Source organism: Streptomyces vinaceus (assembly GCF_008704935.1).
Lineage (GTDB): Bacteria > Actinomycetota > Actinomycetes > Streptomycetales > Streptomycetaceae > Streptomyces > Streptomyces vinaceus.
Genome location: NZ_CP023692.1, coordinates 5,618,345 through 5,643,264, shown reverse-complemented (window position 1 = coordinate 5,643,264; position 24,920 = coordinate 5,618,345). Strand labels below are relative to the sequence as shown.

Here is a 24,920-nt window from a genome sequence, read left to right as displayed (position 1 = left end):
TACCCGTATCCGTATCCGCACAAGGAAAGGCATCGCATGAGCACGCCCTACCCGTTCACCGCAGTGGTCGGCCAGAGCGACCTGCGGCTGGCGCTCCTGCTCAACGCCGTGAGCCCGGCGGTCGGCGGCGTGCTCGTACGCGGCGAGAAGGGGACCGCCAAGTCCACCGCCGTGCGCGCGCTGTCCGCGCTGCTGCCGCAGGTCGACGTCGTCCCCGGCTGCCGTTTCTCCTGCACCCCGGCCGCCCCCGACCCCGCCTGCCCCGACGGCCCCCACGAGCCCGGCCCCGGCACCGCCCGGCCGGCGCGCATGGTGGAGCTGCCCGTCGGCGCCTCCGAGGACCGCCTCGTCGGCGCCCTCGACATCGAACGGGCCCTCGCCGAGGGCGTGAAGGCCTTCGAGCCCGGCCTGCTCGCCGACGCGCACCGCGGGATCCTCTACGTCGACGAGGTCAACCTCCTCCACGACCACCTGATCGACCTCCTCCTCGACGCCGCCGCGATGGGCGCCTCGTACGTCGAGCGCGAGGGCGTGTCCGTACGCCACGCCGCCCGCTTCCTGCTCGTCGGCACGATGAACCCCGAGGAGGGCGAGCTCCGCCCGCAGCTCCTGGACCGCTTCGGACTCACCGTCGAGGTGGCGGCCTCCCGCGAGCCCGCCCAGCGCGTCGAGGTGGTGCGCCGGCGGCTCGCCTACGAGGACGACCCGGCCGCGTTCGCCGGCCGCTGGGCCGGTGACGAGCAGGACGTCCGCGCCCGCGTCGTGGCCGCCCGCGCCCTGCTCCCGCAGGTCCGCCTCGGCGACACCTCCCTGCTCCAGATCGCCGCGACCTGCGCCGGGTTCGAGGTCGACGGCATGCGCGCCGACATCGTGATGGCCCGTACCGCGACCGCGCTGGCCGCCTGGGCCGGGCGGACCGAGGTACGGAAGGAGGACGTACGGCAGGCCGCGCTGCTGGCGCTCCCCCACCGGCGGCGCCGCAACCCCTTCGACGCCCCGGGCCTGGACGAGGACAAGCTCGACGAGATCCTGGACGGGTTCCCCGACGAGGAGCCGGAGAACGACCCCGACCCGGAGCCCGAGGGCCCCGGCGACGGCGGCCCGGAGGACGGCGGCCCGGACGGCGGAGGCGGCGGGATCCCGCCGCAGGGCGGACCCGAGGCGCCACAGGCACCCGAGGCACCCGCCCCGGACGAGGCACCCGCCCCGGACGAGGCGCCCGAGACCCGCGAGACCCCCGACTCCCCCGCCCGGCAGCCCGCCTCCCCGGACGGCGCCGCGCCCGAGCAGGCCGCCGTACGGGCGGCCGAGCCGTTCCGGACCAAGATGCTGAGCGTCCCCGGCCTCGGCGAGGGCGCCTCCGGGCGGCGTTCGCGCGCCCGCACCGCGCACGGCCGGACCACCGGCGCCCAGCGCCCCCGAGGCCAGCTGACGAAGCTGCACCTCGCCGCGACCGTCCAGGCCGCCGCCCCGCACCAGAAGGCGCGCGGGCGCACCGGGCGCGGGCTCGTCGTCCGCAAGGACGACCTGCGCCAGGCCACCCGGGAGGGCCGCGAGGGGAACCTGGTCCTCTTCGTGGTCGACGCCTCCGGTTCGATGGCCGCCCGGCAGCGCATGAGCGCGGTCAAGGGCGCGGTGCTCTCGCTGCTGCTGGACGCCTACCAGCGCCGGGACAAGGTCGGCCTGATCACCTTCCGCGGCTCCGCGGCCGAACTGGCGCTGCCGCCCACCTCCTCGGTGGACGCGGCCGCGACCCGGCTCGAACAACTGCCGACCGGCGGGCGCACCCCGCTCGCCGCGGGGCTGCTCAAGGCCCACGAGGTGCTGCGGATCGAGCGGCTGCGCGATCCCAGCCGGCGCCCGCTGCTCGTGGTCGTCACCGACGGGCGGGCCACGTCGGCCGGTACGGCCGGTTCCGCCCGCTCCGCCGGTTCCGCCGGCGGGGACCCGCGCGCGCTCGCCGGCCGCAGCGCCCGGCTGCTCCAGGCCGAGGGCATCGCCTCGGTGGTCGTGGACTGCGAGTCGGGGCCGGTCCGGCTGGGGCTGGCCGGCGTACTGGCCGCCGACCTCGGCGGACCCGCCGTCACGCTCGACGGGCTGCGGGCCGACTCGCTGGCCGGGCTCGTGAAGAACGTACGTACCGCATCAGACACCCACAGGAGGGCCGCGTAATGCCGCAGGGACAGCCGACCGTCGTTCCGGACGACGGACTCACGACGCGCCAGCGCCGCAACCGCCCGCTCGTCTTCGTCCACACCGGCCCGGGCAAGGGCAAGTCGACGGCGGCCTTCGGGCTGGCGCTGCGCGCCTGGAACCAGGGCTGGCCGATCGGGGTGTTCCAGTTCGTCAAGTCGGCGAAGTGGAAGGTCGGAGAGGAGAACGCCCTCAAGGTGCTCGGCGCCTCCGGCGAGGGCGGCTCCGTCGTCTGGCACAAGATGGGCGAAGGCTGGTCCTGGGTCCAGCGCGACGCGCAGCTCGACAACGAGCAGGCGGCCAAGGAAGGCTGGGAGCAGGTCAAGCGCGATCTGGCCGCCGAGACGCACAAGCTGTACGTGCTGGACGAGTTCGCGTACCCGATGCACTGGGGCTGGATCGACGTCGACGAGGTCATCGAGGTGCTGCGCGACCGGCCCGGCACCCAGCACGTGGTGATCACGGGGCGCAACGCGCCGCAGAAGCTGGTGGAATTCGCGGACCTGGTCACGGAGATGACCAAGGTCAAGCACCCGATGGACGCCGGCCAGAAGGGCCAGAAGGGCATCGAGTGGTGACATCGCTCCACATACCGCGCCTGGTCATCGCCGCGCCGTCCTCCGGCAGCGGCAAGACCACGGTCGCGACGGGCCTGATGGCGGCCTTCTCGGAGCGCGGCCTCGCCGTGTCCCCGCACAAGGCCGGGCCCGACTACATCGACCCCGGCTACCACGCGCTGGCCACCGGCCGGCCGGGGCGCAACCTGGACGCGTTCATGTGCGGGCCGGAACTGGTCGCCCCGCTGTTCGCGCACGGGGCGGCGGGATGCGATCTCGCCCTCGTCGAGGGCGTGATGGGCCTGTACGACGGCGCCGCGGGGCGGGGCGAGCTGGCGTCGACGGCGCAGGTGGCGAAGGTACTGCGGGCGCCGGTGGTGCTGGTGGTCGACGCCTCCTCGCAGTCGCGGTCGGTAGCGGCGCTGGTGCACGGCTTCGCCTCGTTCGACCCGCAGGTGCGGCTGGGGGGCGTGATCTTGAACAAGGTCGGGTCGGACCGGCACGAGGTGATGCTGCGGGAGGCGCTGGAGGAGGCCGGGATGCCGGTGCTCGGCGTCCTGCGCCGGGCCCCGCAGGTGGCCGCGCCCTCGCGGCACCTGGGTCTGGTCCCGGTGGCGGAGCGGCGCGCCGACGCGCTGGCCGCTGTTTCCGCCCTGGCCGACCAGGTCCGCCAGGGCTGCGACCTGGACGCGCTGATGGCCCTGGCCAGGACGGCCCCGGCGCTGGCCTGCGAAGCCTGGGACCCGGCAGAGGCCCTCTTCCCCCGTCCCGCCCCTTCCCGAAACCGGGAGCTCAGCCCCCGGCCCGCCGCGCCCCACGCGCCGGCGGGGCCGGACGTTGCGGCCCGTCCGGCGTTCGAGGACCGGGTCCGGGCGGAGCCCGGTTCCGAGAACGGGCGGGGTGGGGGCCCTGTCATCGCCGTCGCGGGCGGCCCCGCGTTCACGTTCTCCTACGCCGAGCACGCCGAGCTGCTGACCGCCGCCGGGGCGCAGGTCGTCACCTTCGACCCGCTGCGGGACGAGGCCCTGCCCGAGGGGACCGCCGGCCTGGTGATCGGCGGCGGGTTCCCCGAGGTGTACGCCCCCGAGCTCGCCGCCAACGCGCCGCTGCGCGAGGCCGTCGCGGCCTTCGCCGCGGCCGGCGGGCCCGTCGCCGCCGAGTGCGCGGGGCTGCTGTACCTCGCCCGCTCCCTGGACGGCAAGCCCATGTGCGGGGTCCTCGACGCCGACGCGCGCATGTCGGAGCGGCTGACCCTCGGCTACCGCGAGGCCGTCGCGGTCTCGGACAGCCCCCTCGCGGCCGCCGGCACCCGCCTGCGCGGCCACGAGTTCCACCGCACGGTGATCGAGCCCGGCGCGGGCTCCGCCCCCGCGTGGGGGTTCACGCACCCCGAACGCCGGGTCGAGGGCTTCGTACAGGGGCGCGTCCACGCCAGCTACCTGCACACGCACTGGGCGGCGGAGCCGTCGGTGGCCCTCCGCTTCGCGGAAGCCGCGGCGCGGGCCAGGTGAGTTCAGTCCGCGAGGCCCACCACCAGCCAGATCCCGGCCACCCCGCCCACCGTGCACATCAGCGTGGACAGGGCGGGGTGCTTGTGGTGCGCCTCCGGCAGGATCTCGGCGGCCGCCAGGTACAGCAGGGCTCCGCCGAAGAATCCGAGGTACGCCCCCAGCGGTTCCTCCGGAAGGGTGAACAGCAGAGTGGACACCGCGCCCAGTACGGGGGCCACCGCGTCCGCGAAGAGCATCATCAGCGCCTTGCGGCGGGCGTTCCCGTAGAGCCGGGTGAGCGTGTACGTGTTGAACCCGTCGGCGAAGTCGTGCGTGATGACGGCCAGCGACACGGCCACGCCCATCCCGCCGCCGACCTGGAAGGCCGCGCCCAGGGCCACGCCGTCGGCGAAGCTGTGTCCGACCATCGCCGAGGCCGCGGTCAGCCCGACCTCGGGGACGCGGCCCCCGTTCTCGGCGCCGTGCGCGGCCTGGCGCACCGCCAGCAGGCGTTCCACGACGTGCGCGATCAGGAACCCCGCCACGAAGAGCAGCAGGGCGAGCGGGACGCCGAACACCTTGCGGCCGGCCGCGTGCAGCGACTCCGGCAGCAGGTCCAGGCCCACGACGCCGAGCATCAGCCCGCCGGCCAGGCCCAGCACGAGGTGGCGGCGGTCGGTGACGCGCTGCGCCGTCCACCCGCCCGCCAGGGTCATCAGGAACGCGCCCAGCGCCACGATCACGGCCATGTGCCCCTGAATACCGACTCCTCGCCCCGTACGCACGTGTGCGCGCGGGCGGCGGGGCACGAACCATTGACGACTACGGAGGGGGCATGAGCCCGGTGGGCGAGTACGCGACGCAGCTGGTGGTCGGGGTCGGGGGACGCGCGGGGGTCTCCGTGGCGGAGGTCTGCGCCCTGGTCGAGGAGACGCTGCGGGGGGCCGGGCTGGCCGCCGGGGCGGTGAAGGCGCTGGCCACGGTGGAGTCGAAGGCGGGCGAGGCGGGGCTCACGGGTGCGGCGGAACGTTTCGGCGTGCCGCTGCTCAGCTACCCCGCCGAGGAGTTGGCCGCGATCCCCGTACCGCACCCCTCCGACACGGTGCAGGGCGCCGCCGGAACCTCCTCGGTGGCGGAGGCCGCGGCGCTCGCGGGCGGCGGGGAGCTGCTCGTACCGAAGCGCCGGTCGGTGGCGGCGACCTGCGCCGTGGCCACGGCGCACCCGCACGACCTGCGCCATCACGGGGACGCGGAGGTGCGCGGCGACGGCGGCGCGCTGGTGGACCTCGCGGTGAACGTACGGGCGCACACCCCGCCGGACTGGCTCAAGCAGCGCATCGCGGCTTCGCTCGACGCTCTCGCCGCGTACCCCGACGGGCGGTCGGCCCGCGCGGCGGTGGCGGATCGGCACGGGCTGCCGGCCGAGCGGGTGCTGTTGACGGCCGGGGCCGCGGAGGCGTTCGTACTGATCGCGCGGGCCCTGGGCGCGCGGCGGCCGGTGGTGGTGCACCCTCAGTTCACGGAGCCGGAGGCGGCGCTGCGCGACGCGGGGCACACGGTGGAGCGCGTGGTGCTGCGGGCGGCGGACGGGTTCCGGCTGGACCCGGGGGCGGTGCCCGAGGACGCGGACCTGGTGGTGGTCGGCAATCCGACCAACCCGACGTCGGTCCTGCACCCGGCGGCGGATCTGGCCTCGCTGGCCCGGCCGGGCCGGATCCTCGTCGTGGACGAGGCGTTCATGGACGCGGTCCCGGGCGAGCGGGAGGCGCTGGCCGGGCGGACGGACGTGCCGGGCCTGGTGGTGCTGCGGAGCCTGACCAAGACGTGGGGGCTGGCGGGGCTGCGGATCGGCTACGTGCTGGCCGAGCCGCAGGTGATCGCGAAGCTGGCGGCGGCGCAGCCGCTGTGGCCGGTCTCGACGCCGGCGCTGGTGGCGGCGGAGGCGTGCGTGGCGCCCGCGGCGCTGGCGGAGGCGGAGGCCGCGGCGCGGCAGATCGCCGTGGACCGGGCGCATCTGCTGGCGGGGCTGGCGGAGTTCGAGGAGATCACGGTGTCGGGGGTGGCGGAGGGGCCGTTCGTCCTGATCCAGGTGGCGGGCGGCGCGGAGATCCGCACCCGCTTGCGCGCCCTCGGCTTCGCCGTCCGCCGCGGGGACACCTTCCCGGGCCTGGACGACTCGTGGCTGCGGCTGGCGGTCCGCGACCGGGCCACGACGGGCAGCCTCCTCCAGGCCCTGGACCACGCCCTGGCGCTGACCGCCCGCTGACCCGGGCGGGGCGGGGAGGCCGGGGCCGGCGACCGGGCGACCGGGCGGCCGGGAGAGGCGGGCCGGGAAGGGCGGGCCGTACCCGCTCCGGCCTGCGGCCGGGCGGCCATCCGGAGGCCCTGGCTCCGTTGGCGGGGCGGCCGGAGGTGGGCGATGATCTCGGCATCAGCAGGGAAGCCCGGGGGGTCCGGAAACATGAAGACATCGACCACGACAGGCCTGGCCGTGGCCGCGGTGGCGGCCATAGCCGGCGGGATCCTCGCCCTGCCGAGCCTGCTCGACCACGGCGAGGGGGCCGGCGAGCAGCGGCTCGGGGCCGAGCCCGCAACGGGCAGGGCGAGCGCGGGCCAGGGCAAGGCGAGTCCGACGGCGCCCGCCGGGGCCAAGCCGTTCACGCTGGTCGCGACCGGCGACATCATCCCGTACCCGTCGATCGTCCAGCGGGCCGCGGACGACGCCCGGGGCAGCGGCGAGAGCCACGACTTCCGGAAGATACTCGCGGGGGTCAAGCCCCTGGTGGCCGCCGCCGACCTGGCCGTGTGCCACCACGAGATACCGTACGGCCGGCCCGGCGGCCCCTACACCGGATATCCCGCGTTCAAGGCCCCGCACCAACTGGCCGACGCCCTGAAGGACGCCGGGTACGACAGCTGCTCGACCGGCTCGAACCACACCCTGGACGACGGCTACGACGGTGTCGTCCGCACCCTGGAGCACCTCGACCGGGTCGGCATCAAACACGTCGGCTCGGCCCGCAGCGCCGATGAGGCCAAGGCCCCGGCGGTGCTCTCCGCAGGCGGCGCCAAGGTGGCCCAGCTGGACTACACGTACGGGACGAACGGAATCCCGCTCCCGGCCGGCAAGCCCTGGTCGGTCAATCTGATCGACCAGAACCGGATCATCGCCGACGCGCGCGCGGCCCGGGCGGCCGGCGCGAACGTCGTCGTCCTCAGCGTCCACTGGGGCACCGAGTGGCAGACGGCGCCCGACCAGCAGCAGCGGGACCTGGCACAGGCGCTGACCGCCTCGCGCGGCCCGGACGGGCTCCCCGACATCGATCTGATCCTCGGGACGCACAACCACGTGCCGCAGCCCTACGAGAAGATCAACGGCACGTGGGTCGTGTTCGGCATGGGCGACCAGATCGCCAGCTTCTACGAGGCCGACAAGGCGCGCGGCAACATGTCCTCGATCCCGCGCTTCACCTTCACCCCGGCGGCCGCCCACCCCGGCCGCTGGGACGTGACCAAGGCCGAGTACCTCACCCAGTACTCGGACATGAACCCGCCGTTCCGCGTCGTCTGCACCTCGTGCGCCTCGGCCGACTCCGGGCTCGGGGCGGCGGCGAAGTCCGCGTACTCCGCCGTCGACAAGCAGGTCAGCGAGGCCGTGCTGTCGCGCGGAGCGGACAAGCAGGGCCTGGAGCGCGCCACCCGCTGAGGGCCCGGGGGGCCGGCCGCACCCGGCCTACGAGGTGCGGCCGCGCCGGGTCGCGACCAGTGCGGCGGCCCCGATGCCCAGCAGGACCAGCGCACCGCCCGCGACGTACGGGGTCACCGAACCGCCGCCGGTTTCGGCCAGGTTGGCGTGGGTGGTGACGGCCGCACCGGTCCCGGAGGCCACCGTCTGCGGCTTGACGCCGGAGTTCGCCGAGGGCTCGGGCGCCGGCGCCCCGACCGGGGATTCGCAGTGCGCCTCGGCGAGCACGACCTCGCCCTCCACCTGGGCCACGTTCAGGTCCAGCGGGTTCACGGACACCTTCAGCCGCAGCGCGGCCGCGGCGGCCGTGGTGGAGGTGGTCCGGGTGCCCGAGAGCTCCAGGCTGACCATGCCCACCTTGGGGATCTCGACCTTGGTCGGGCCGCCGGCCGAGAGGGTGACCTTCTTGCCGAGCACGGTCACCGACCCCAGCACGTTCGAACTGGCCACGGGCTTCTTGCCCGCCTCGCACACGGCCTTGGAGGTGACCTTCTCCACCTGGATCAGGGAGAGCGCCGGCAGCCCGGGCACGTGCACCTTGGCGTTGGCCAGGTTGGCCTCCGCCTCGGCGCGGCTCTTGTCGGCGGTGGCCTTGGAGGTGGCCACGTCGGCGCGCAGCACGCTGACCGGCTGCCCTCCCTCGACCCCGTCCAGGGTCACGGCCAGGGCGGTCTTCTGCGCCGTCGCGGGGGCGCTGACCTCGTTGAGGGTGGTGGTCAGCGGCACGTGGACGGTCTTGTTGAGCAGGCCCACGTCGAGTCCGGCGCGCAGGACGACCGCTCCGGCCTTGCCCTCCCCGCCGCCGGTGGAGCCGCCGCCTCCGGTGGCGAACGCGGGCGGGGCGGTGAGCAGGGCGACCGCTCCCGTGGCGATCAGGACGGCTGCGGGCATGCGGAAGGTGTTGCTGTTCAAGGTGGTGGAACCCCCGGGGAGATGGGAGCCGTCGCGCCGCCAATGGGGGACATCGCGCGCCGACGGCCTCTAACCCTGGGAATCTTTACGCACGGAGAGTGAACGGGTGACGACCTGAGGTGAGTTCACTCCAAGGGGTGGTTTTCATGCACGTATTCGATTCCCTGCCATCACGAGGAACAGGAGTTCTTTTCCGCCACACAGCCGTGGGGAACACGCCGACGCCGGCCTCCCCGGCGGCCGTTCACAACGACCGCCAGGGCGCCGGCGTCACGCCGCGCGTCAACCCGGCGCTCAGGCCCGGACCTTGCCGTTCACGACGACCCGTCGCGGCTGCGCCAGCGCCCGTACGTCGGCCCGCGGGTCGGCGTCGTAGACCACCAGGTCCGCCGGCGCCCCCTCCGTCAGTCCCGGCCTGCCGAGCCACTCGCGCGCCGCCCACGTCGTCGCCGAAAGGGCCTCCAGGGCCGGGATCCCGGCCCGGACCAGCTCCGCGACCTCGGCCGCGACCAGGCCGTGCGGCAGGGAACCCCCCGCGTCGGTGCCGACGTACACGCCGATGCCCGCGTCGTAGGCGGCCCGTACGGTGTCGTACCGGCGCTCGTGCAGCCGCCTCATGTGCGCCGACCAGCGCGGGAACTTGGCCTCGCCGCCCGCCGCCATCTTCGGGAACGTCGCGATGTTGACGAGCGTCGGGACGATCGCCACCCCGCGCTCCGCGAACAGCGGGATGGTGTCCTCGGTGAGCCCGGTGGCGTGCTCGACGCAGTCGATGCCCGCCTCGACCAGGTCGCGCAGCGAGTCCTCGGCGAAGCAGTGCGCGGTGACGCGGGCACCCAGCCGGTGCGCCTCGGCGATGGCCGCCTCCACCTCGGCGCGCGGCCAGCAGGGGGCCAGGTCCCCGGCCTCGCGGTCGATCCAGTCCCCCACCAGCTTGACCCAGCCGTCGCCGCGCCGCGCCTCGCGCCCCACGTACGCGACGAGGTCGGCCGGCTCGATCTCGTGGGCGAAGTTGCGGATGTAGCGGCGCGGGCGGGCGATGTGGCGACCGGCCCGGATGATCTTCGGCAGGTCCTCGCGGTCGTCGATCCAGCGGGTGTCGGAGGGGGATCCGGCGTCGCGGATGAGCAGGGTGCCGGCGTCGCGGTCGGTCAGGGCCTGGCGTTCGGCGGTCTCCGCGTCGACCGGGCCGTGGGCGTCGAGCCCCACGTGGCAGTGCGCGTCGACCAGACCGGGCAGGGCCCAGCCGGACACGGTGGTGATCTCGCGGGCCCCGTGCGGGCGTGCGTACGAGATCCGGCCGCCGACCACCCAGAGCTCGTCGCGCGCGTCGTCGGGTCCGACGAGCACACGCCCCTTCACATGCAGCACGTCATCGGTCATGTTCCGCACTGTACGTGCGGTCTCGGTACGCTCGTGCGGGTAGACCCCGGACGCAGCGGACGAAGAGAGAGCACCACCGTGACGCACCCCCTGCTGGACCTCCCGCCGCTCACGGCGGAGCGCTTCGCGTCGATCGAGCGGGGGGTCGCGGACCTCCTGTCCACGCGTCAGGAGGTGGTGATCGCGCAGGGCGAGGCGCTGCTGCCGCTGGAGGGGTGCATCCGCTCGGGGGCGCGGCCCGGTTCGACGGCGCTGAACGTGGTGACCGGCCCGTACGGGAACACCTTCGGCAACTGGCTGCGCGACTGCGGGGCGGACGTGGTGGACCTGGCGGTGCCGTTCGACACGGCGGTGACGGCGGAGCAGGTGGCCCGGGCGCTGGCCGAGCACCCGCGGATCGACTTCGTCTCGCTGGTCCACGCGGAGGCGGCGACCGGGAACACCAACCCGGTGGCGGAGATCGGCGAGGTCGTACGGGCCCACGGGGCGCTGTTCATGCTCGACGCGGTGGCTTCGGTGGCCGCGGAACCGCTGCTGCCGGACGCGTGGGGCGTGGACCTGTGCGTGATCGGCGCCCAGAAGGCGATGGGCGGCCCGGCGGGGGTCTCGGCGGTGTCGGTCTCGGACCGCGCGTGGGCCCGTTTCGCGGAGAATCCCGCGGCGCCGCGCCGCTCGTACCTCTCGCTCCTGGACTGGAAGGAGCGCTGGATCGACGCGGGCCGCACGGCGCTGCCGCACGCCCCGGCGCAGCTGGAGATGCTGGCGCTGGAGGCCTGCCTGGAGCGGATCTCGACCGAGGGGCCGGTGACGGTGATGGCCCGCCACTCCGCGGCCGCGGCGGCGACCCGGGCGGGCGCGCAGGCCATGGGCGTCGCCCCGTACGTCACGCGCCCCGAGGAGGCGGCGCCGGTGGCCACCACGCTCCGCGTGCCCGAAGCCCCGCTGGTGGCGGCGAAGGCCCTGGCGGCCGCCCCCGCGGCCCCCGTCTCGGCGGCAGGGGAGATGATCCGCGTCAACCACTACGGCCAGGCGGCCTCTCTGGACGCGGTCCTCACGTCCCTGACGGCCGTGGCCACGGCCCTGGGCACGGATCCGGTCGATGCCGTGGCCGCCGCGGAAGCGGCCTGGTCGGAAACCCTGTACTGACCGCCCCGCCCGGGGCCGGGGCCCCGGGCGGCGCGCGGGGGCCGGAGCCCGGTCAGGCCCGGGGGGCCGCGCAGGCGCCGTCAGGGGTGCAGGCCTCGGCCCCGGCGGCGGGCTCGGGGACCTCACGGCCGGCCCAGGCCTGTTCCAGGGCCTGGGTGAAGACCTCGGCGGGCTGGCCGCCGGAGATGCCGTAGCGGCGGTCGAGGACGAAGAACGGCACGGCGTTCGCGCCGAGTTCGGCCGCCTCGCGCTCGTCCGCCCGCACCTCGGCGGCGTACGCGGTGTCGTCCGCGAGGACCGTACGGGCCTCGGCCTCCTCCAGCCCGGCCTCGACCGCGAGGGCGACCAGCACCTCGGGGTCGAACACCGACCTCTCCTCCGCGAAGTTCGCGCGGTAGGCGAGGTCGAGCAGCTCCTCCTGGCGGCCGCGGGCGGCGGCCAGGTGCAGCAGGCGGTGGATGTCGAAGGTGTTGCCGTGGTCGCGGCCGTCGGTGCGGTACGTCAGCCCCTCGGCGCGGGCGCTCGCGGCGACGTGCTCCTCCATGCCGCGCGCCTCCTCCAGGGTGCGGCCGTACTTCTTGGCGAGCATGTCCAGGACGGGCGCCACGGTCCCCTTGGGGCTGTTCGGGTCGAGCTCGAAGGACCGGAAGACGACCTCCACCTCGTCACGGTGCGCGAACTCGGCCAGCCCCTTGGTGAACCGGGCCTTGCCGATGTAGCACCAGGGGCAGGCGATGTCGCTCCAGATCTCGACGCGCATGATCCTTTTTCTCTCCTTGTTCCGGGACTGGACGGTTTCGGCTTCAACCACCTGCCGGAGCGTCGCATTCCCCGGAGCCGAGGCTGAGCCACAGCGTGAGGTGCGAGCCGGCCCGTTCCGCACCGGACGGATCCGGGTTCCAGCCCTGGCTGGCGTAGAAGGCCTGGGCCCGGAGGTTGTGCTCGTAGACCTCCAGCCGGACCCGGCCGATCCCGGCCCGCCGCCACGCGTCCACGCACGCCGCGTGCAGGGCGGCTCCGGTGCCCCGGCGCCAGTGGACCGGGTCCACGTGGAGCTGGGTGAGGGTCGTCTCGCCGTCGGTCGTCCGGAAGGCGGCGACGCCCCGCAGCTCCCCGTCCTGCTCCGCGCACAGCACCCCGCCCTCGTCGGCGCTGCGGGCGACCGCCACCGACCAGCCCTGGCGCGTGCGCGCGAGTTCGGCCTCGCCCGCGTATTCCTCTTCGGGGATGCGGCCCTGGTAGTACGTGGCCCGGGCCCGGGCGTGGAGGGCCGCTATGGCGTCGAGATCTGCGGGTTGCGCGGTTCTGATCATGGAACAGGAAACGCGCCGGGAGCCATGTCGGTTCCCGGCGCGTCGTGGTGCGGTCCGCGTGGCTACTTCTTCAGCCACGCCGCCATCATCTTCTGGGCGATCGGGGCGGCCAGCTTGCCGCCGCCGATCTCGGAGCGGTCGGTGTCCGAGTTCTCGATCACCACGGCAACGGCGATCTGCTTGCCGCCCAGCTTGCCGTACGAGGTGAACCAGGCCAGCGGCGGCAGGCTGTTGTTCACGCCGCGCTGCGCGGTACCGGTCTTGCCGCCCACCTCGGCGCCCGCCACCTGCGCGGGCTTGCCGCCGCCCTCGGTGGCGACCGTCCGCATGGCGTCCTGGAGCATCGAGGCGGTCTTGGCGTTCATGACCTGCTGGGACTTCGGGTCCTTGAAGCTCTCCAGCACGTTGCCGTTCGCGTCGGTGACCTCGGAGACCGAGTGCGGGGCGACGAGCTTGCCGCCGTTCTCGATCGCGGCGGTCACCATCGCCATCTGGAGCGGGGTGGCCTGCACGTCGAACTGGCCGATACCGGTCTGCGCGACCTGGTCGACGGACATCTTCTGCGTCGGGTACTTGCTCCCCGGGCGGGCGGTCACGGGCGTCGAGATCTCGCTGTTGAAACCGAGCTTCTCCGCCATCGCCCGCATCTTGTCCTGGCCCAGTTTGTGCGCCAGCTCCGCGAAGACGTTGTTGCAGGACAGCCGCAGCGCGGTGCGCGCCGAGACGTTGTTGCAGGCCGCGGAGCCCGCCTCGCTGGGCAGCTGGGTCCGGGTGCCGGGGATCGTGTACGGGTCCGGTGTGCCGGTCGGCGTGTCGAGGTTGGTGACCAGCCCGTTCTCGATGGCCGCCGCGAGGGTGACCAGCTTGAACGTGGAGCCGGGCGCCTGCGGCTTGCGCAGGGCCACGTTCTCCATGGCCTTGCCCTTGTCCTCGATCAGCTTCTCCCAGGCCGCCTTGTCGTTGGCCCCGGCGATGCTGCCCGGGTCGAAGGACGGGTTGTTCACGATGGCGAGGATCTCGCCGGTCGCCGGGTCGATGGCGACGGCGGCGCCCTGCTTGCCCTGGAGCGCGTCGTAGGCGGCCTGCTGCACGTCCTTGTCGACGGTGGTCAGCACGTTGCCCGGCGCGGCCCGCTTGTTGGTGAGCATGTCCATCACCGTCTTGAGCCGGTCGTCGGACCCGTTGAGGATCTTCTTGTAGACGCCCTCCAGCATGCTCGTGCCGAAGGCCTGGGAACTGTAGCCGGTGAGCGGAGCGTAGAGCGGCCCGTTGACGTAGGTCCGCTTGTAGCCGAAGTCCTTTCCGTCCGTCTTCGCCGAGCCGGTGATCGCCTCCCCGCCCACGATGATGTTGCCCAGCGGGTTCTCGTACTGCCCGATGAGGTTCCGCCGGTTGTTCTCGTTGTCCGCGAGGGCCTTGCCTTGGTAGGCCTGCACCCAGGTGACCCGCACCAGAAGGGCCAGCACCAGGAGCAGACAGAAGACCGACGCACGCCTGATCGTCTTGTTCATCTCCCGGAAAGACGCGTCAAGGCCTCCGCGCGTTCCGCTCTGCCCTGATTGTGGCCGAGTTCTCAGTCTTTCTTCATGAAGCCGCCTTCGTAGGCCGCGATGACCGCCTGGGTGCGGTCGCGGGAGCCGGTCTTGGCGAGGACCGCCGCGACGTGGGTCTTCACCGTCTGCGGGCCGACGCCGAGGCGTTCGCTCATCTCCTGGTTGGACAGTCCCGTGGCCATCAGGCGCAGCACGCCGGCCTCCCGGTCGGTGAGCCGGGCCACCCAGGGCGCGACGGGGCCCCGGCCGCCGGGCGCGTGGGAGGCGGCCAGGGCGCGGACGGCCGCCGGGAAGAGCAGGCTGTCGCCGCGGGCGACGAGGCGGACCGCGCCGATCAGTTCCTCGGGCTCGGCCCGCTTCAGGAGGAACCCGGCGGCGCCCGCACGCAGCGCCTCGTAGACGTACGCGTCGTTCTCGAAGGTGGTGACGACCACGATCCGGGGCGGCTCGGCCAGGGTGGCGACGATCTGCTCGGTGGCCCGGATGCCGTCGATCTCGGGCATCCGGACGTCCATGAGCACCACGTCGGGGGCCAGGGTGCGGACCAGCGGGACGGCCTCGGCGCCGGTGGCCGCCTCCCCGACGACCTCCAGATCGGGTTCGGCTTCGAGGATGACCCGCAGGGCGGTGCGGACCATGCGCTCGTCGTCGGCGAGGACGATGCGCAGCGGCGGCCGGACCGCGGCGGTCACCGGGAGCCTCCGAGCGGAAGGACCGCCCGCAGCCGCCACAGCCCCTCGTGCGGGCCGGCTTCGACGCGGCCGCCGAGGAGGCCGGCCCGCTCGGCCGCGCCGTGCAGCCCGCGCCCCCCGGTCGTGCGGGGCCGCGCCCCGGCGGCGGGGCCCGGTGGATTGGTCATGGTGATCTCCAGTGCGTGAGGGGGGCCGTCTTCCGCGACCCGTACGGCGATCCGCAGCTCGACCGGACCCGCGCCGTGCCGCAGGGCGTTGCTCAGGCCCTCCTGGACGATCCGGTAGGCCTCGCGGGAGGTGATCGCCGGGAGCTGCGCCCAGTCCCCGGCCGGTCCGGGATCCTGCCGGGCGGTGACGGCGGTCCCGGCGGCCCGGGTACGGGCCAGCAGGGCGTCGAGGTCGGTGGCGAGGGTGGGCGCGGGGGCGGCGCCGGCCCGGGCCGGGTCTCCGTCCCGCAGCAGGCCGAGCACGGCGTCGAGCTCGCCCACCGTCCGCCGGGCGGTGTCCTCGATCGCGGCCAGCGCCTCCCGGGCGAACCCGGGGTCGCTGTCGAGCACCCGCCGGGCGGCCACCGCCTGGAGCGTGACGGCGCTCAGGGCGTGCCCGACCGCGTCGTGCAGCTCCCGGGCCAGCCGGTTGCGCACGGCCAGGTCGGCGGCCCTCTCCTCGGCCGCGGCCAGCCGGTCCGCCCCCGTCGGCCCGAGCAGCACCGGTGCCGTCCGGGCCAGCAGCGCCCCGGCCCCGGCGGCGCACAGGACCAGCCCGCCCAGCAGTCCGGCCCCGAGCAGCGGTGCCACGTACGGCGCGGCGCCGGTGCTGAACCACCCCAGCCCCAACTCGGCGCTCCGCAGCCCGCTCACGAACGGCAGCGCGATGAGCACCACCGCCATGGGCGGCACCGCGAGGCTGATCCCGCTGACCACCGCTCCGACCCCCAGGTGCAGGGTCCACCAGGCCGAGGTCCGCCCCCGCGCGGCCCAGGAGCGGGCCGGCCCCTCGGCCAGCCGCTCCCCCGGCACCCCGCACAGGGCCCGGACGGCCCCGGCCGACAACGGCCGGACGAGCCCGAACACGGCGGTCACCGCGGCCAGCGGCAGGGCCAGCCCGTACGAGGCGAAGGTCAGCTGGACCGAGTTGAAGAACCCGCCCCGGCCGGCCCAGACGCCGACCACCACCTGGGCGAGGAGGAAGTACGGCATCAGCAGGGCCCCGCCGAGGACCAGGTGCACCCAGCGCAGCCGGGCCCGCGCCCCCAGCAGCCGGGACGCCGCCGCCCGCATCACCCCTCGCGGCGAGAGGTGAGGAACCGCGTCAGCACGGCCGCGGCACATATTCCGGTGATCACCTGGCCAGCGTAGATCCACTGGACCGCCCCGGAGGCCGGTTCGCCGCCGTCGAGCTGCGGGCCCAGCGAGGCGATCCACGGCCACAGCCCCCAGCACACGGCCGCCGCCGAACCGGTCCAGGTGAGGGCCGACGGCCACCACGCGGCCCGGCTCCCGCCGCGGACCAGCAGCACCGCCCCCGCGCCGGCGGCGAGCGCGCACACCGCGTGCGCCCCGGACACCACGCCCGTCACCGCCGTATGGGCGGCGGCCCGCTCCTCCCCCACTCCGGCCGCCCCGCCGAAGGCCCAGTACAGGTGGACGGCCGCGATCACCACGGCGCCCACCGCCGCGGCTCCCGCCACCACCCCCGTGGGTGACGGGAGCCCGCGGCCCAGCACGCCCTGCCAGCGCCGACCCCAGCGCCTGCGCGCATAGGGCACGAACAGCCCGGCCAGGGCGAGTCCTTGGACGCAGAAGCCGGTGTAGACGACGGTGAACACCCAGGGATCGAGGAAGGGCCGCGCCGGGTCCCCGGCGGCCGCCGGTCCGCCCTGACCCGCCGCCCGTATGAGCAGTTGGGCCGGGAACGCGAGGAGGATCGGGGTGAGGAGTCCGCTGGCGACGAAGGCGGGGAGCGTGAGCAGCCAGGAAGGCACCCGCATCCCCCAGGGTCTGGTGAGGACCAGGACGAGCACGATCACGCTCGCGTCCATGGCGAGGGTCACCGCATTGGCCGCGGCGAGGAACGTGCCCTGCTCCAGCAGCGGGCTGTCGTCGGGGATCCCGACCCTGCTCCCCGACAGCCAGGCGGACTTGAGTACGAGATAGGGCACGGTGGCGGCCAGGGCCACCACCCTCAGGGCCTTGGGTCCGGCCCCCATGTCAACGGCTTGTGCGGTCATGACGCAACGGTCCCGTGTCCGCCGCCCCGCCACCTCCCCCGCAATGGGGAACCCCCTCCCCCGCCCGGGGGAGGAACCTCCCCGTCCGCCGACGCGCATCCGCGGGCCCACATCCACGGACCCGCATCCGCCGGCTCACATCCGCCGGGTCGCCACCGACAGCCGGTCCCGCGCCTCGAACAGCGCCGCCTTGATCCGCTGTTCGTGCTCCGCCGTCAGCCGGGCCACCGGCACCGAGCAGCTCACCGCGTCCCGGGCCGGGGTCCGGTACGGGACCGCCACCCCGAAGCAGCGCAGCCCGAGCGTGTTCTCCTCCCGGTCCACCGCATAGCCCTGCTCCCGCACCAGCGCCAGCTCCTCGACCAGCTGCTCCCGGTCGGTGATCGTGTGCTCGGTGACCGCCTCCAGCCGCCGCGGCAGCAGCGCCCGCACCTCGTCGTCGGAGTGGGTCGCCAGCAGCGCCTTGCCGAGCGCGGTCGAGTGCACCGGCAGCCGCCGCCCGACCCGGGTGAAGGGCCGCAGGTAGTGCTGGGACGGGCGGGTGGCCAGGTAGACCACGCTCGTGCCGTCCCTGCGGGCCAGGTGGATGGTCTCGGTGGTGTCGTCGGAGAGGCGGTCCAGGGTGGGCCGGGCCGCGGCGACGACCTCGTCCCCGTCGATGTACGAGCTGCCGACGAGCAGGGCCCGTACGCCGATGCCGTACCGCGTGCCCGTCGCGTCCGTCTCCACCCACCCCAGGTTCACCAGCGTGCGCAGCAGCATGTAGAGGCTGGACTTGGGCAGCCCGAGGTCGTGCTGGATGTCGGCCAGGCTGTGCAGTCCGGGCCGCGCCGCGAAGTGCTCCAGCAACAGGACGGTGCGAACGGCCGACTTGACGGCCGCCGGCGCTCCGGATCCGCCCGCTTCACCAGTGGTCATTCGCCTTCTTGCCCCTCTTGTCCCTTGTCAACGCGGAAGACCCGGAAATAGAGTCCGGAACGGATGTGATCATCCATCCATCGGAACGGCGTTCAGAATACTGAACGCCACCGCGCGGGTCAGCGAGATCCAGGAGGCAGTGCGCCATGGCAGCAACACCAGTCTGGAGTGTGGACCCCCGCACCGGGAAGCAGCGCGAACAAGTCGCCGTCGAGGCCACGTCCGGCGAGGTGGACGAGGCCGTACGCGCCGCCCACGCGGCCCGCGGCGCCCTCGCCGACCGCACCGCCCGCGCGCGGTTCCTGCGCGCGGCCGCCGCACTGCTGGACGAGGCAGCGGCCCACGTCATCGAGGCCGCCGACGCCGAGACCGCCCTCGGGCCCGGCCGGCTCACCGGCGAACTCGCCCGCACCACCGGCCAGCTGCGCGCCTTCGCCGACGCCGTGGACGAGGGCTCCTACCTCGACATCCGCATCGACCGCCCCGACGCGGGCGCCGTCCCCCCGCGCCCCGAACTGCGCCGCTACAAGGTGCCGCTGGGCGTGGTCGCGGTCTACGCCGCCTCCAACTTCCCGCTCGCCTTCTCCGTCCCCGGCGGGGACACCGCGAGCGCGCTGGCCGCCGGCTGCCCGGTGGTCGTCAAGGCGCACCCCGACCACCCGGCCACCTCCGAGCTGTGCGCCTCGCTGCTGCGCCGGGCGGCCGCCTCGGCCGGACTGCCCCCCGAAGTGGTCTCCGTCGTCCACGGGTTCGACGCCGGGCTGGAGCTGATCCGCCACCCCCTCGTCACCGCCGCCGGGTTCACCGGTTCCATCCGGGGCGGACGGGCCCTGTTCGACGCGGCCGCCGCCCGGCCCGTACCCATCCCGTTCCACGGCGAGCTCGGCTCCCTCAACCCCGTCGTGGTCACCCCCGCGGCCGCCGCCGAGCGCGCCGAGGAGATCGCCGCCGGGCTCGCGGGCTCGGTCACCCTCGGGCTCGGCCAGTTCTGCGTCAAGCCGGGCCTGGTCCTGGTTCCCGAGGGCGCGGACGGCGACCGGCTCACCGCAGCGCTGACCAAGGCGCTCGGCGAGACCGAGCCGGGCGTCCTGCTCGACCACCGGATGCGGGAGAACTTCGTCTCCGGCGTCCGCGAGCGCGCCGCGCTGCCCGGGGTCGAGGCGCCCGTCACCCCGGGCTCCGGCGGTGAGCACACCGTCGGCGCGGGATACCTGACCGTGCCGGCCGGGAGCCTGCTGGAGGGCGGGGCGTACGAGGTGCTGCTGGAGGAGTGCTTCGGACCGGTGACCGTGGTCGTACGGTACGGGGACCAGGGCGAGGCGGAGTCGGTGCTCGGCCTGCTCCCCGGGAACCTGAGCGCCACGCTCCAGCTCTCCGCGGCCGAGGCCGGCGGCGGCCCCGGCCCGGCGGCGGAGCTGATCGCGCACGTCACGGCGCTGGCCGGGCGGATCCTGGTCAACGGCTGGCCGACCGGGGTCGCGGTGGCCCCGGCCCAGCACCACGGCGGCCCGTACCCGGCGGCCACCTCGCACTCCACCTCGGTCGGCGGCACCGCCATCGAGCGGTGGCTGCGGCCGGTGGTCTACCAGTCGGTGCCGGACCCGCTGCTTCCGCAGGAGCTGCGCGAGGCGAACCCGCTGGGCCTGCCGCGCCGCGTCACCCCCGCCGCGCCCGGAGCGGAGACCCGCCCCGCGTAATTGCGTTGCCCGCCCCCGCCGCGCGGGGGCAGGCTGCCGCTCATGCCGAGACCCCACGGATTCACGTACGAACAGCGCGCCGACGGGAGCGTGGTCATCACGCACCAGGGGCGGGCCGCGAGCACCCTGCGCGGCGGCCGGGCCGAGAAGTTCCTCGCCGAGGTGGAGTCGGGGGACGCGCAGCTCGTGATGGCCCGCTGGACGGGCGCCTACAAGTTCGGCAACGAGCGCACGGCGAAGAACCACCCCCGCAACCGGCGCTGAAATCCGCCGCGAGGGTAAGGGAACGGCAAAGCACCTCCGGTCGTTCTCCGGGCATGACCGCTATGACCCCAGGTTCCAACCTGCCGCTCAACACCGTCCGCGTGACGGTGGACGTGGCTGCCCCGGTGCGGCTCGACGTGTCGGGACTGCTCCTCGCGGCGAACGGCAAGGTGCGCTCCGACGCCGACTTCATCTTCTACAACCAGCCGTCCGGCCCCGGTGTCAGCTACCGGTCGGGCGGCGGCGCGGCGCCGGACTCGATCACCGTGGACACGGGCGCCCTGCCGCCGGGCATCGAGCGGATCGTGGTCACGGCCAGCCCGGACGCCGCGGGCCAGACCTTCCAGGGCATCGAGCCCACCGCCACCGTGCGGCACGCGGAGACCGGCGCGGTGATCGCCAGCTTCACCCCGCCGCAGCTGGGCACCGAGACCGCGCTCGTGGTCGTCGAGGTCTACCAGCGCGGAGGCGTGTGGAAGGTGCGCGCGGTCGGCCAGGGGTACGCGAACGGCCTGGCCGGGATCGCGACCGACTTCGGGGTCTCGGTGGACGAGGAGCCCGCCGCGCCGCCTGCGGCCGCCCCGCAGGCCCCCGCGGCGCCCGCCCCCTCCTCCTGGCCGAGCGCCCCGGCGTCCGCGACGCCCCCCGCGCCGCCCGCCCCGCCCGCGACCGCTCCCGCGGCGGCCCCGGCGGCCGCGCCCGGCACCGGGAAGATCAACCTCGACAAGGGCCGGGTCAGCCTCCAGAAGAACCAGACCGTGTCCCTGGTCAAGAACGGCCGCCCGCTGCTCTCCCAGGTGAAGATGGGCCTGGGCTGGGAGCCGGCGTTCCGCGGCCGGGACATCGACCTCGACGCCTCCGTCATCGCGTACGGCCCCCAGCGCAACCACATCGACAGCTGCTACTTCGGCAAGCTGTCCATCCTGAACGGCGCCATCAAGCACTCCGGCGACAACCTCACCGGCGAGGGCGCCGGGGACGACGAGGTGATCGTCGTGGACCTCGGGCGGCTGCCCGCCGAGGCCACGGGCCTGGTCTTCACGGTCAACTCCTTCTCCGGCCAGAAGTTCACGGAAGTCGCCAAGGCCTACTGCCGCCTGATCGACGCGGCGAGCGGGGAGGAGCTGGTCCGCTTCGACCTCACCGGCGCGGAGCCGCAGACCGGGGTCATGATGGCGAAGCTGATTCGGCAGTTCTCGGGCGAATGGGAGATGACGGCCATCGGAGAGTTTGTGAAGTCCCGCACAGTGCGCGGGATGGTCAAGCCGGGCTCCCAGGCACTCTGAGCAGGTGGGCGGGCACATGGAGCGACCAGGAGGCGCGCCATGGGCCCCGAGGTGATGGATTCCACCCCTAATAGGGGGGTGACCGTCAGTGCCCGCCCGTAGCCTTGAAAGCATGTACAGCACACTCCGGCCCGCGGGTCCCGCCCGCCCGTCCGCCGCAGAGGCGAACGAGGCGATACGGCACCTGGTCGCGACCCGGGTGGACGACGAGTGGCCCTCCGAAGCGTATGAGTTCCTGCTGGAGGAATGGGCCGCCGCCAGCCGCGCCGAGACCGCCGCCGCTCAGTAAGCAAGGAAGGCCGTGCCACCGCCCCGTGAACGGGCGGCGGCACGGCCTTCGCTCGTGAGCGCCCGCGTCAGTGGGCGCGGCGCCACGGACCGGTGATGGCCAGCATGATGCCCGGGTCCTGGATGTTGGCGTACAGCGTGCGCCCGTCCGGTGAGAAGCACACACCGGTGAACTCGGAGTACTCCGGCTCCTGTGCCGTCCCCATGTTCATCTCGTTGCGCGCCAGCGGGTACGTACGCCCCGACTCGGTCGCGCCGAACAGGTGCTGCAGGCCGCTGCCGTCCTCCGCGATGACCAGACCGCCGTACGGGGAGACCGTGATGTTGTCGGGGCCGTCGAAGGAACCGTCCTCGGCCGGGTCGGAGTTCACGCCGAGCACCACCGTCAGCCGCACCGTGCGCCGCTTCGGGTCGTAGAACCACACCTGGCCGTCGTGCGCCGTGCCCGGGCTCTCCTCACGGGCGTAGGAGGAGACGAAGTACGTGCCCCCGTCGGCCCACCACATCCCCTCCAGCTTGCGGGCGCGGGTCACCGTGCCCTCGCCGAACTGCTTGCGCACCGACACCGTCCGCGCGTCGCGGTCCGGCACGGGCACCCAGTCGACCCCGTAGACGGTTCCGATCCTCGTCGCGCGCGAAAGGTCGTCGACGAACCGGCCCGCGCTGTCGAAGCACTTGGCGGCGGCGAGCACCCCGGCGTCGGCCGCGAGCGTACGGAGCTTGCCGCGCCCGTGGCGGAAACCGCTCGGCGGGGTCCAGCGGTAGAGCAGCCCGTTGGGGCCGGAGGCGTCCTCGGTCAGGTAGGCGTGGCCCTGGCGCGGGTCGATGACCACGGCCTCGTGGGCGTAGCGGCCGAAGGCCTTGACCGGCTTCGGGTCGCGGTTGGCGCGCCGGTCGTGGGGGTCGACCTCGAAGACGTACCCGTGGTCCTTGGTCATGCCGTTCTTGCCGGCGAGGTCCTCGGTCTCCTCGCAGGTCAGCCAGGTCTCCCAGGGGGTGGCGCCGCCCGCGCAGTTGGTGGACGTACCGGCGATGCCCACCCATTCGGCGACCTCGCCGCCGCGCCGGACCTCGACGACCGTGCAGCCTCCCGCCGCGGCCGGGTCGTAGACGAGGCCCTCGGTGAGCGGGACGGGGTGCGCCCAGTCCGCCCGCTTGCCCTTGAGCTCGTGGTTGTTGACCAGGAGGGTGACCCCGCGGTGGCCCTCGAAGGCGGCGGTGCCGTCGTGGTTGGACGGGGTGGACTCGCCCGAGTCGAGGGTGGTGACCCCGCTGTGGGTGATGACGCGGTAGCTGAACCCGGCGGGGAGGGCGAGCAGTCCGGCCGGGTCCGCGATGAGCGGGCCGTAGCCGGGCTCGCAGGGACGTCCGTGCTCGTCGTGGCGGGTGCTGTCGTCGGCCGCCAGCGCTCCCGGGGCGGTGGCGAGCGCGCCGACCGTCCCGGTGAGCGCGACGCCCGCGCCGGCGATCACGGTGCGGGCGGTGAAGTCTCTACGGCTGAGCGGCATCGGGTCTCCAGGGGTGGGGAGGTGGTGCGCCTGTCGTGCGGTCGTCGGCGCACACGCTCCCGCCCGTACGTGAACGCCGGCTGAACTGCCCGCGAAGGAGGGCCGGATCCCTTCGTACCCGCCCCTCGCCCTCCGTGGGCCGGCCTGGCCCCCGACCGGTCCGCCCCGGCCCCCGGACCGGTCAGCCCTGGCGCGAACGGGCCTTGAACGCGGCCTTGCGGGACTCCTTGGCGGCCTTCTTGTCCGGGTGCATGCGGCCCATAGCCTCCAGCACGTACGCCGTCGCCGGGTGGTCCACCCGCCAGACCTGGTCGAAGAAGCCCGTGTGGTGCTCGGTCAGCGACCGCATCAGCAGGGGCAGTTCCGCCGTCTCCCCGTCCGCCGCGAGCTGCGCCGCGATCGTGTCCACGGTCAGCCAGAAGACCATGGCCTCGTCCGGCGCCGGTACGTCGGCCACCCCGTGCTCGGAGAGCCAGACCCGGGCGAGCCCGCCGAGCTCCGGGTCGTCCAGCACGGCGCGGACCGCCTGTTCGGCCTCCGGACCGGCCGGGGCGAGGGCCTGCTGGCAGCGCAGCCGGCGCAGCGGGCCGCCCTCGTCGGCGCCCCGGGCCGCGGACAGCAGTTCGGCGACCGCGTCCTGCGGTTCGCGGCCGGCGAGCCACTGCTCGATCTCGGCCTGGGCGGCGCCCTCGGGGTACCCGGAGACCGCGTCGAGGAGCGCGTCGGCGCCCTTGTCGGCCAGTTCGCCGACGGCGGGGGCGGTGACCCCGGCCTCCAGCATGCGGGCCCGGATCCCGTACAGGCCGAGCGGGGTCAGCCGGACCAGCCCGTACCGGGAGACGTCCTCGTCGTCGACCCCGCCGGCGGCCGGGCCGGAAGCGGAGCCCGCCTCGGCGAACTCCTCGTCGTCGGCCTCCGCCATCAGGGCCTCGTCCACCGGCCGGAACTCGACGAGCCCGATCGGCTCCAGCTGCCGGAACTGGTCGTCCAGGCGCATCATCGCGTCCGAGACCTGCTCCAGCACGGCGTCGGTCGGTTCGCCCATGTCCTCGGGGATGACCATCGAGGCGGCGAGCACCGGCAGCGGGATCGGGCTCTCCGCGGCCCCGCGCCCGGAGGCGGTGAGCAGGTAGAGGTTGGCGAGGACCCCGTCGAGGAAGTCCGCCTCGCGGCTCGGGTTCCAGTCCAGCCGGTCGAAGTCGATCTCGCCGCCCGCGTCCAACGCGTCGACGAGGTCGTCCAGATCGGGCACGGCCGCGTCCGCGAGCACGGTCTCCAGGGCCGCCAGCCACAGGCCGAGCACCTCGCCGGGAGCGCCGCCGGTCACCAAGGCCAGGTCCTCGCCGGGCGCGGCGGTCCCCGGCTGGCCCTCGCCGTCCGCGTCACCGCCCTCATCGGGCTCGGTCACGTCGACGAGGCCGGTGTCCACGGCCACCCGCCAGGCCTGGCTCGCGAGCACCGGGCCCTCCTCGTCGGCGGGGTCCAGGCCCAGCGCGGCGGCGGCCTCGGGGAGCTGATCGGCGGCGAGTTCGCCGCCGGTGTGGACGCGCGTGTGCGGTCCGGCCCAGCGGGCGAGCCGTACGGCGCGGGCGAACAGCGGGGCGCCGAGGGCGTCGCGGGCCAGTTCCGCATCGGAGGGCAGCCGTACCGGCGGCAGCGTGGGGTGCGGCTCTGCGGACATGGGACGGTCTCCTCGCGAACACGGTGGGGCGGTGGGGCGCGGCCCCGCGGGACGGTGGTGCGCG

At 74.4% G+C, this 24,920-nt stretch carries 22 protein-coding genes; 10 read left to right on the top strand and 12 right to left on the bottom strand.

Annotated features, from left to right (window positions below; genetic code table 11):
• Positions 1 to 36 precede the first annotated feature (36 nt).
• From CP980_RS25440 to CP980_RS25430, 3 genes are read left to right on the top strand one after another with little or no spacing between them, the layout of a single operon-like run.
• Positions 37 to 2,172: a putative cobaltochelatase gene (locus tag CP980_RS25440; RefSeq protein ID WP_150529158.1), complete on the top strand. Its 2,136-nt coding sequence runs from the start codon at positions 37 to 39 to the stop codon at positions 2,170 to 2,172.
• Positions 2,172 to 2,771 (top strand): cob(I)yrinic acid a,c-diamide adenosyltransferase, encoded by a 600-nt coding sequence (cobO, locus tag CP980_RS25435; protein WP_132760575.1) that lies wholly within the window; start codon positions 2,172 to 2,174, stop codon positions 2,769 to 2,771. The genes CP980_RS25440 and cobO overlap by 1 nt, the downstream gene beginning before the upstream one ends.
• On the top strand, positions 2,765 to 4,261 hold the full coding sequence (locus tag CP980_RS25430; RefSeq protein ID WP_150529157.1) for a cobyrinic acid a,c-diamide synthase CobB: 1,497 nt from the start codon (positions 2,765 to 2,767) through the stop codon (positions 4,259 to 4,261). Before cobO ends, CP980_RS25430 begins: the two co-directional genes overlap by 7 nt.
• 2 nt (positions 4,262 to 4,263) lie before the next feature.
• Here the strand turns inward: CP980_RS25430 and CP980_RS25425 are convergent, their stop codons facing one another.
• Positions 4,264 to 4,989, bottom strand: a complete 726-nt coding sequence (locus CP980_RS25425; RefSeq protein WP_030163119.1) for a ZIP family metal transporter — start codon at positions 4,987 to 4,989, stop codon at positions 4,264 to 4,266.
• Positions 4,990 to 5,075: 86 nt separating this feature from the next.
• On the opposite strand from CP980_RS25425, the gene cobC reads away from it, so the two are divergent.
• Both cobC and CP980_RS25415 read left to right on the top strand, forming a co-directional pair.
• Entirely contained in the window at positions 5,076 to 6,506 is a 1,431-nt protein-coding gene (gene cobC / locus CP980_RS25420) for an Rv2231c family histidinol phosphate aminotransferase CobC (RefSeq protein ID WP_132760577.1), read from the top strand.
• Between the two features lie 195 nt (positions 6,507 to 6,701).
• A complete protein-coding gene (locus CP980_RS25415; RefSeq protein ID WP_229907335.1) occupies positions 6,702 to 7,946 on the top strand; it encodes a CapA family protein in 1,245 nt (414 codons plus the stop codon).
• Positions 7,947 to 7,973: 27 nt separating this feature from the next.
• Here CP980_RS25415 and CP980_RS25410 read toward each other — a convergent pair whose 3' ends face one another.
• Both CP980_RS25410 and CP980_RS25405 read right to left on the bottom strand, forming a co-directional pair.
• Entirely contained in the window at positions 7,974 to 8,897 is a 924-nt protein-coding gene (locus tag CP980_RS25410) for an SCO1860 family LAETG-anchored protein (RefSeq protein ID WP_150529156.1), read from the bottom strand.
• A gap of 294 nt (positions 8,898 to 9,191) precedes the next feature.
• Positions 9,192 to 10,280 carry an amidohydrolase family protein gene (locus tag CP980_RS25405; protein ID WP_150529155.1) on the bottom strand — a complete coding sequence of 363 codons (1,089 nt, stop codon included), beginning with the start codon at positions 10,278 to 10,280 and terminating at the stop codon, positions 9,192 to 9,194.
• Between the two features lie 78 nt (positions 10,281 to 10,358).
• Here CP980_RS25405 and CP980_RS25400 point away from each other — a divergent pair, with 78 nt between their 5' ends.
• Positions 10,359 to 11,426 carry a pyridoxal-phosphate-dependent aminotransferase family protein gene (locus tag CP980_RS25400; protein ID WP_150529154.1) on the top strand — a complete coding sequence of 356 codons (1,068 nt, stop codon included), beginning with the start codon at positions 10,359 to 10,361 and terminating at the stop codon, positions 11,424 to 11,426.
• Between the two features lie 52 nt (positions 11,427 to 11,478).
• Here CP980_RS25400 and CP980_RS25395 read toward each other — a convergent pair whose 3' ends face one another.
• The 7 genes from CP980_RS25395 to CP980_RS25365 form a co-directional block, all read right to left on the bottom strand.
• On the bottom strand, positions 11,479 to 12,186 hold the full coding sequence (locus CP980_RS25395) for a DsbA family oxidoreductase (protein ID WP_150529153.1): 708 nt from the start codon (positions 12,184 to 12,186) through the stop codon (positions 11,479 to 11,481).
• A gap of 43 nt (positions 12,187 to 12,229) precedes the next feature.
• On the bottom strand, positions 12,230 to 12,739 hold the full coding sequence (locus CP980_RS25390; RefSeq protein WP_132760582.1) for a GNAT family N-acetyltransferase: 510 nt from the start codon (positions 12,737 to 12,739) through the stop codon (positions 12,230 to 12,232).
• 62 nt (positions 12,740 to 12,801) lie between these two features.
• Complete coding sequence (locus tag CP980_RS25385) at positions 12,802 to 14,250, bottom strand: peptidoglycan D,D-transpeptidase FtsI family protein (RefSeq protein ID WP_150529152.1); 1,449 nt, start codon at positions 14,248 to 14,250, stop codon at positions 12,802 to 12,804.
• Between the two features lie 62 nt (positions 14,251 to 14,312).
• Positions 14,313 to 14,930 carry a response regulator gene (locus tag CP980_RS25380; protein WP_229907345.1) on the bottom strand — a complete coding sequence of 206 codons (618 nt, stop codon included), beginning with the start codon at positions 14,928 to 14,930 and terminating at the stop codon, positions 14,313 to 14,315.
• A 50-nt stretch (positions 14,931 to 14,980) separates the two neighbouring features.
• On the bottom strand, positions 14,981 to 16,264 hold the full coding sequence (locus CP980_RS25375) for a sensor histidine kinase (RefSeq protein WP_150529151.1): 1,284 nt from the start codon (positions 16,262 to 16,264) through the stop codon (positions 14,981 to 14,983).
• Positions 16,264 to 17,214, bottom strand: a complete 951-nt coding sequence (locus tag CP980_RS25370) for a hypothetical protein (protein ID WP_132760585.1) — start codon at positions 17,212 to 17,214, stop codon at positions 16,264 to 16,266. Before CP980_RS25370 ends, CP980_RS25375 begins: the two co-directional genes overlap by 1 nt.
• Before the next feature lie 135 nt (positions 17,215 to 17,349).
• Positions 17,350 to 18,132, bottom strand: a complete 783-nt coding sequence (locus tag CP980_RS25365; RefSeq protein ID WP_099893457.1) for an IclR family transcriptional regulator — start codon at positions 18,130 to 18,132, stop codon at positions 17,350 to 17,352.
• A 146-nt stretch (positions 18,133 to 18,278) separates the two neighbouring features.
• Between CP980_RS25365 and CP980_RS25360 the strand changes: the two genes are divergently transcribed.
• From CP980_RS25360 to CP980_RS35265, 4 genes are all read left to right on the top strand, one after another.
• A complete protein-coding gene (locus CP980_RS25360; RefSeq protein ID WP_150529150.1) occupies positions 18,279 to 19,829 on the top strand; it encodes an aldehyde dehydrogenase (NADP(+)) in 1,551 nt (516 codons plus the stop codon).
• 42 nt (positions 19,830 to 19,871) lie between these two features.
• Positions 19,872 to 20,093, top strand: a complete 222-nt coding sequence (locus CP980_RS25355; RefSeq protein WP_132760587.1) for a hypothetical protein — start codon at positions 19,872 to 19,874, stop codon at positions 20,091 to 20,093.
• A 62-nt stretch (positions 20,094 to 20,155) separates the two neighbouring features.
• Positions 20,156 to 21,379 carry a TerD family protein gene (locus tag CP980_RS25350; RefSeq protein ID WP_189999061.1) on the top strand — a complete coding sequence of 408 codons (1,224 nt, stop codon included), beginning with the start codon at positions 20,156 to 20,158 and terminating at the stop codon, positions 21,377 to 21,379.
• A gap of 112 nt (positions 21,380 to 21,491) precedes the next feature.
• Positions 21,492 to 21,668, top strand: a complete 177-nt coding sequence (locus tag CP980_RS35265; RefSeq protein ID WP_165937440.1) for a hypothetical protein — start codon at positions 21,492 to 21,494, stop codon at positions 21,666 to 21,668.
• A gap of 67 nt (positions 21,669 to 21,735) precedes the next feature.
• On the opposite strand, the gene CP980_RS25345 is transcribed toward CP980_RS35265, so the two are convergent.
• Complete coding sequence (locus CP980_RS25345; protein ID WP_150529148.1) at positions 21,736 to 23,175, bottom strand: alkaline phosphatase PhoX; 1,440 nt, start codon at positions 23,173 to 23,175, stop codon at positions 21,736 to 21,738.
• A 181-nt stretch (positions 23,176 to 23,356) separates the two neighbouring features.
• The gene (locus tag CP980_RS25340; protein WP_150529147.1) at positions 23,357 to 24,856 is read right to left on the bottom strand and encodes a hypothetical protein; all 1,500 of its coding nucleotides are present in this window, start codon (positions 24,854 to 24,856) and stop codon (positions 23,357 to 23,359) included.
• Positions 24,857 to 24,920: the final 64 nt, after the last annotated feature.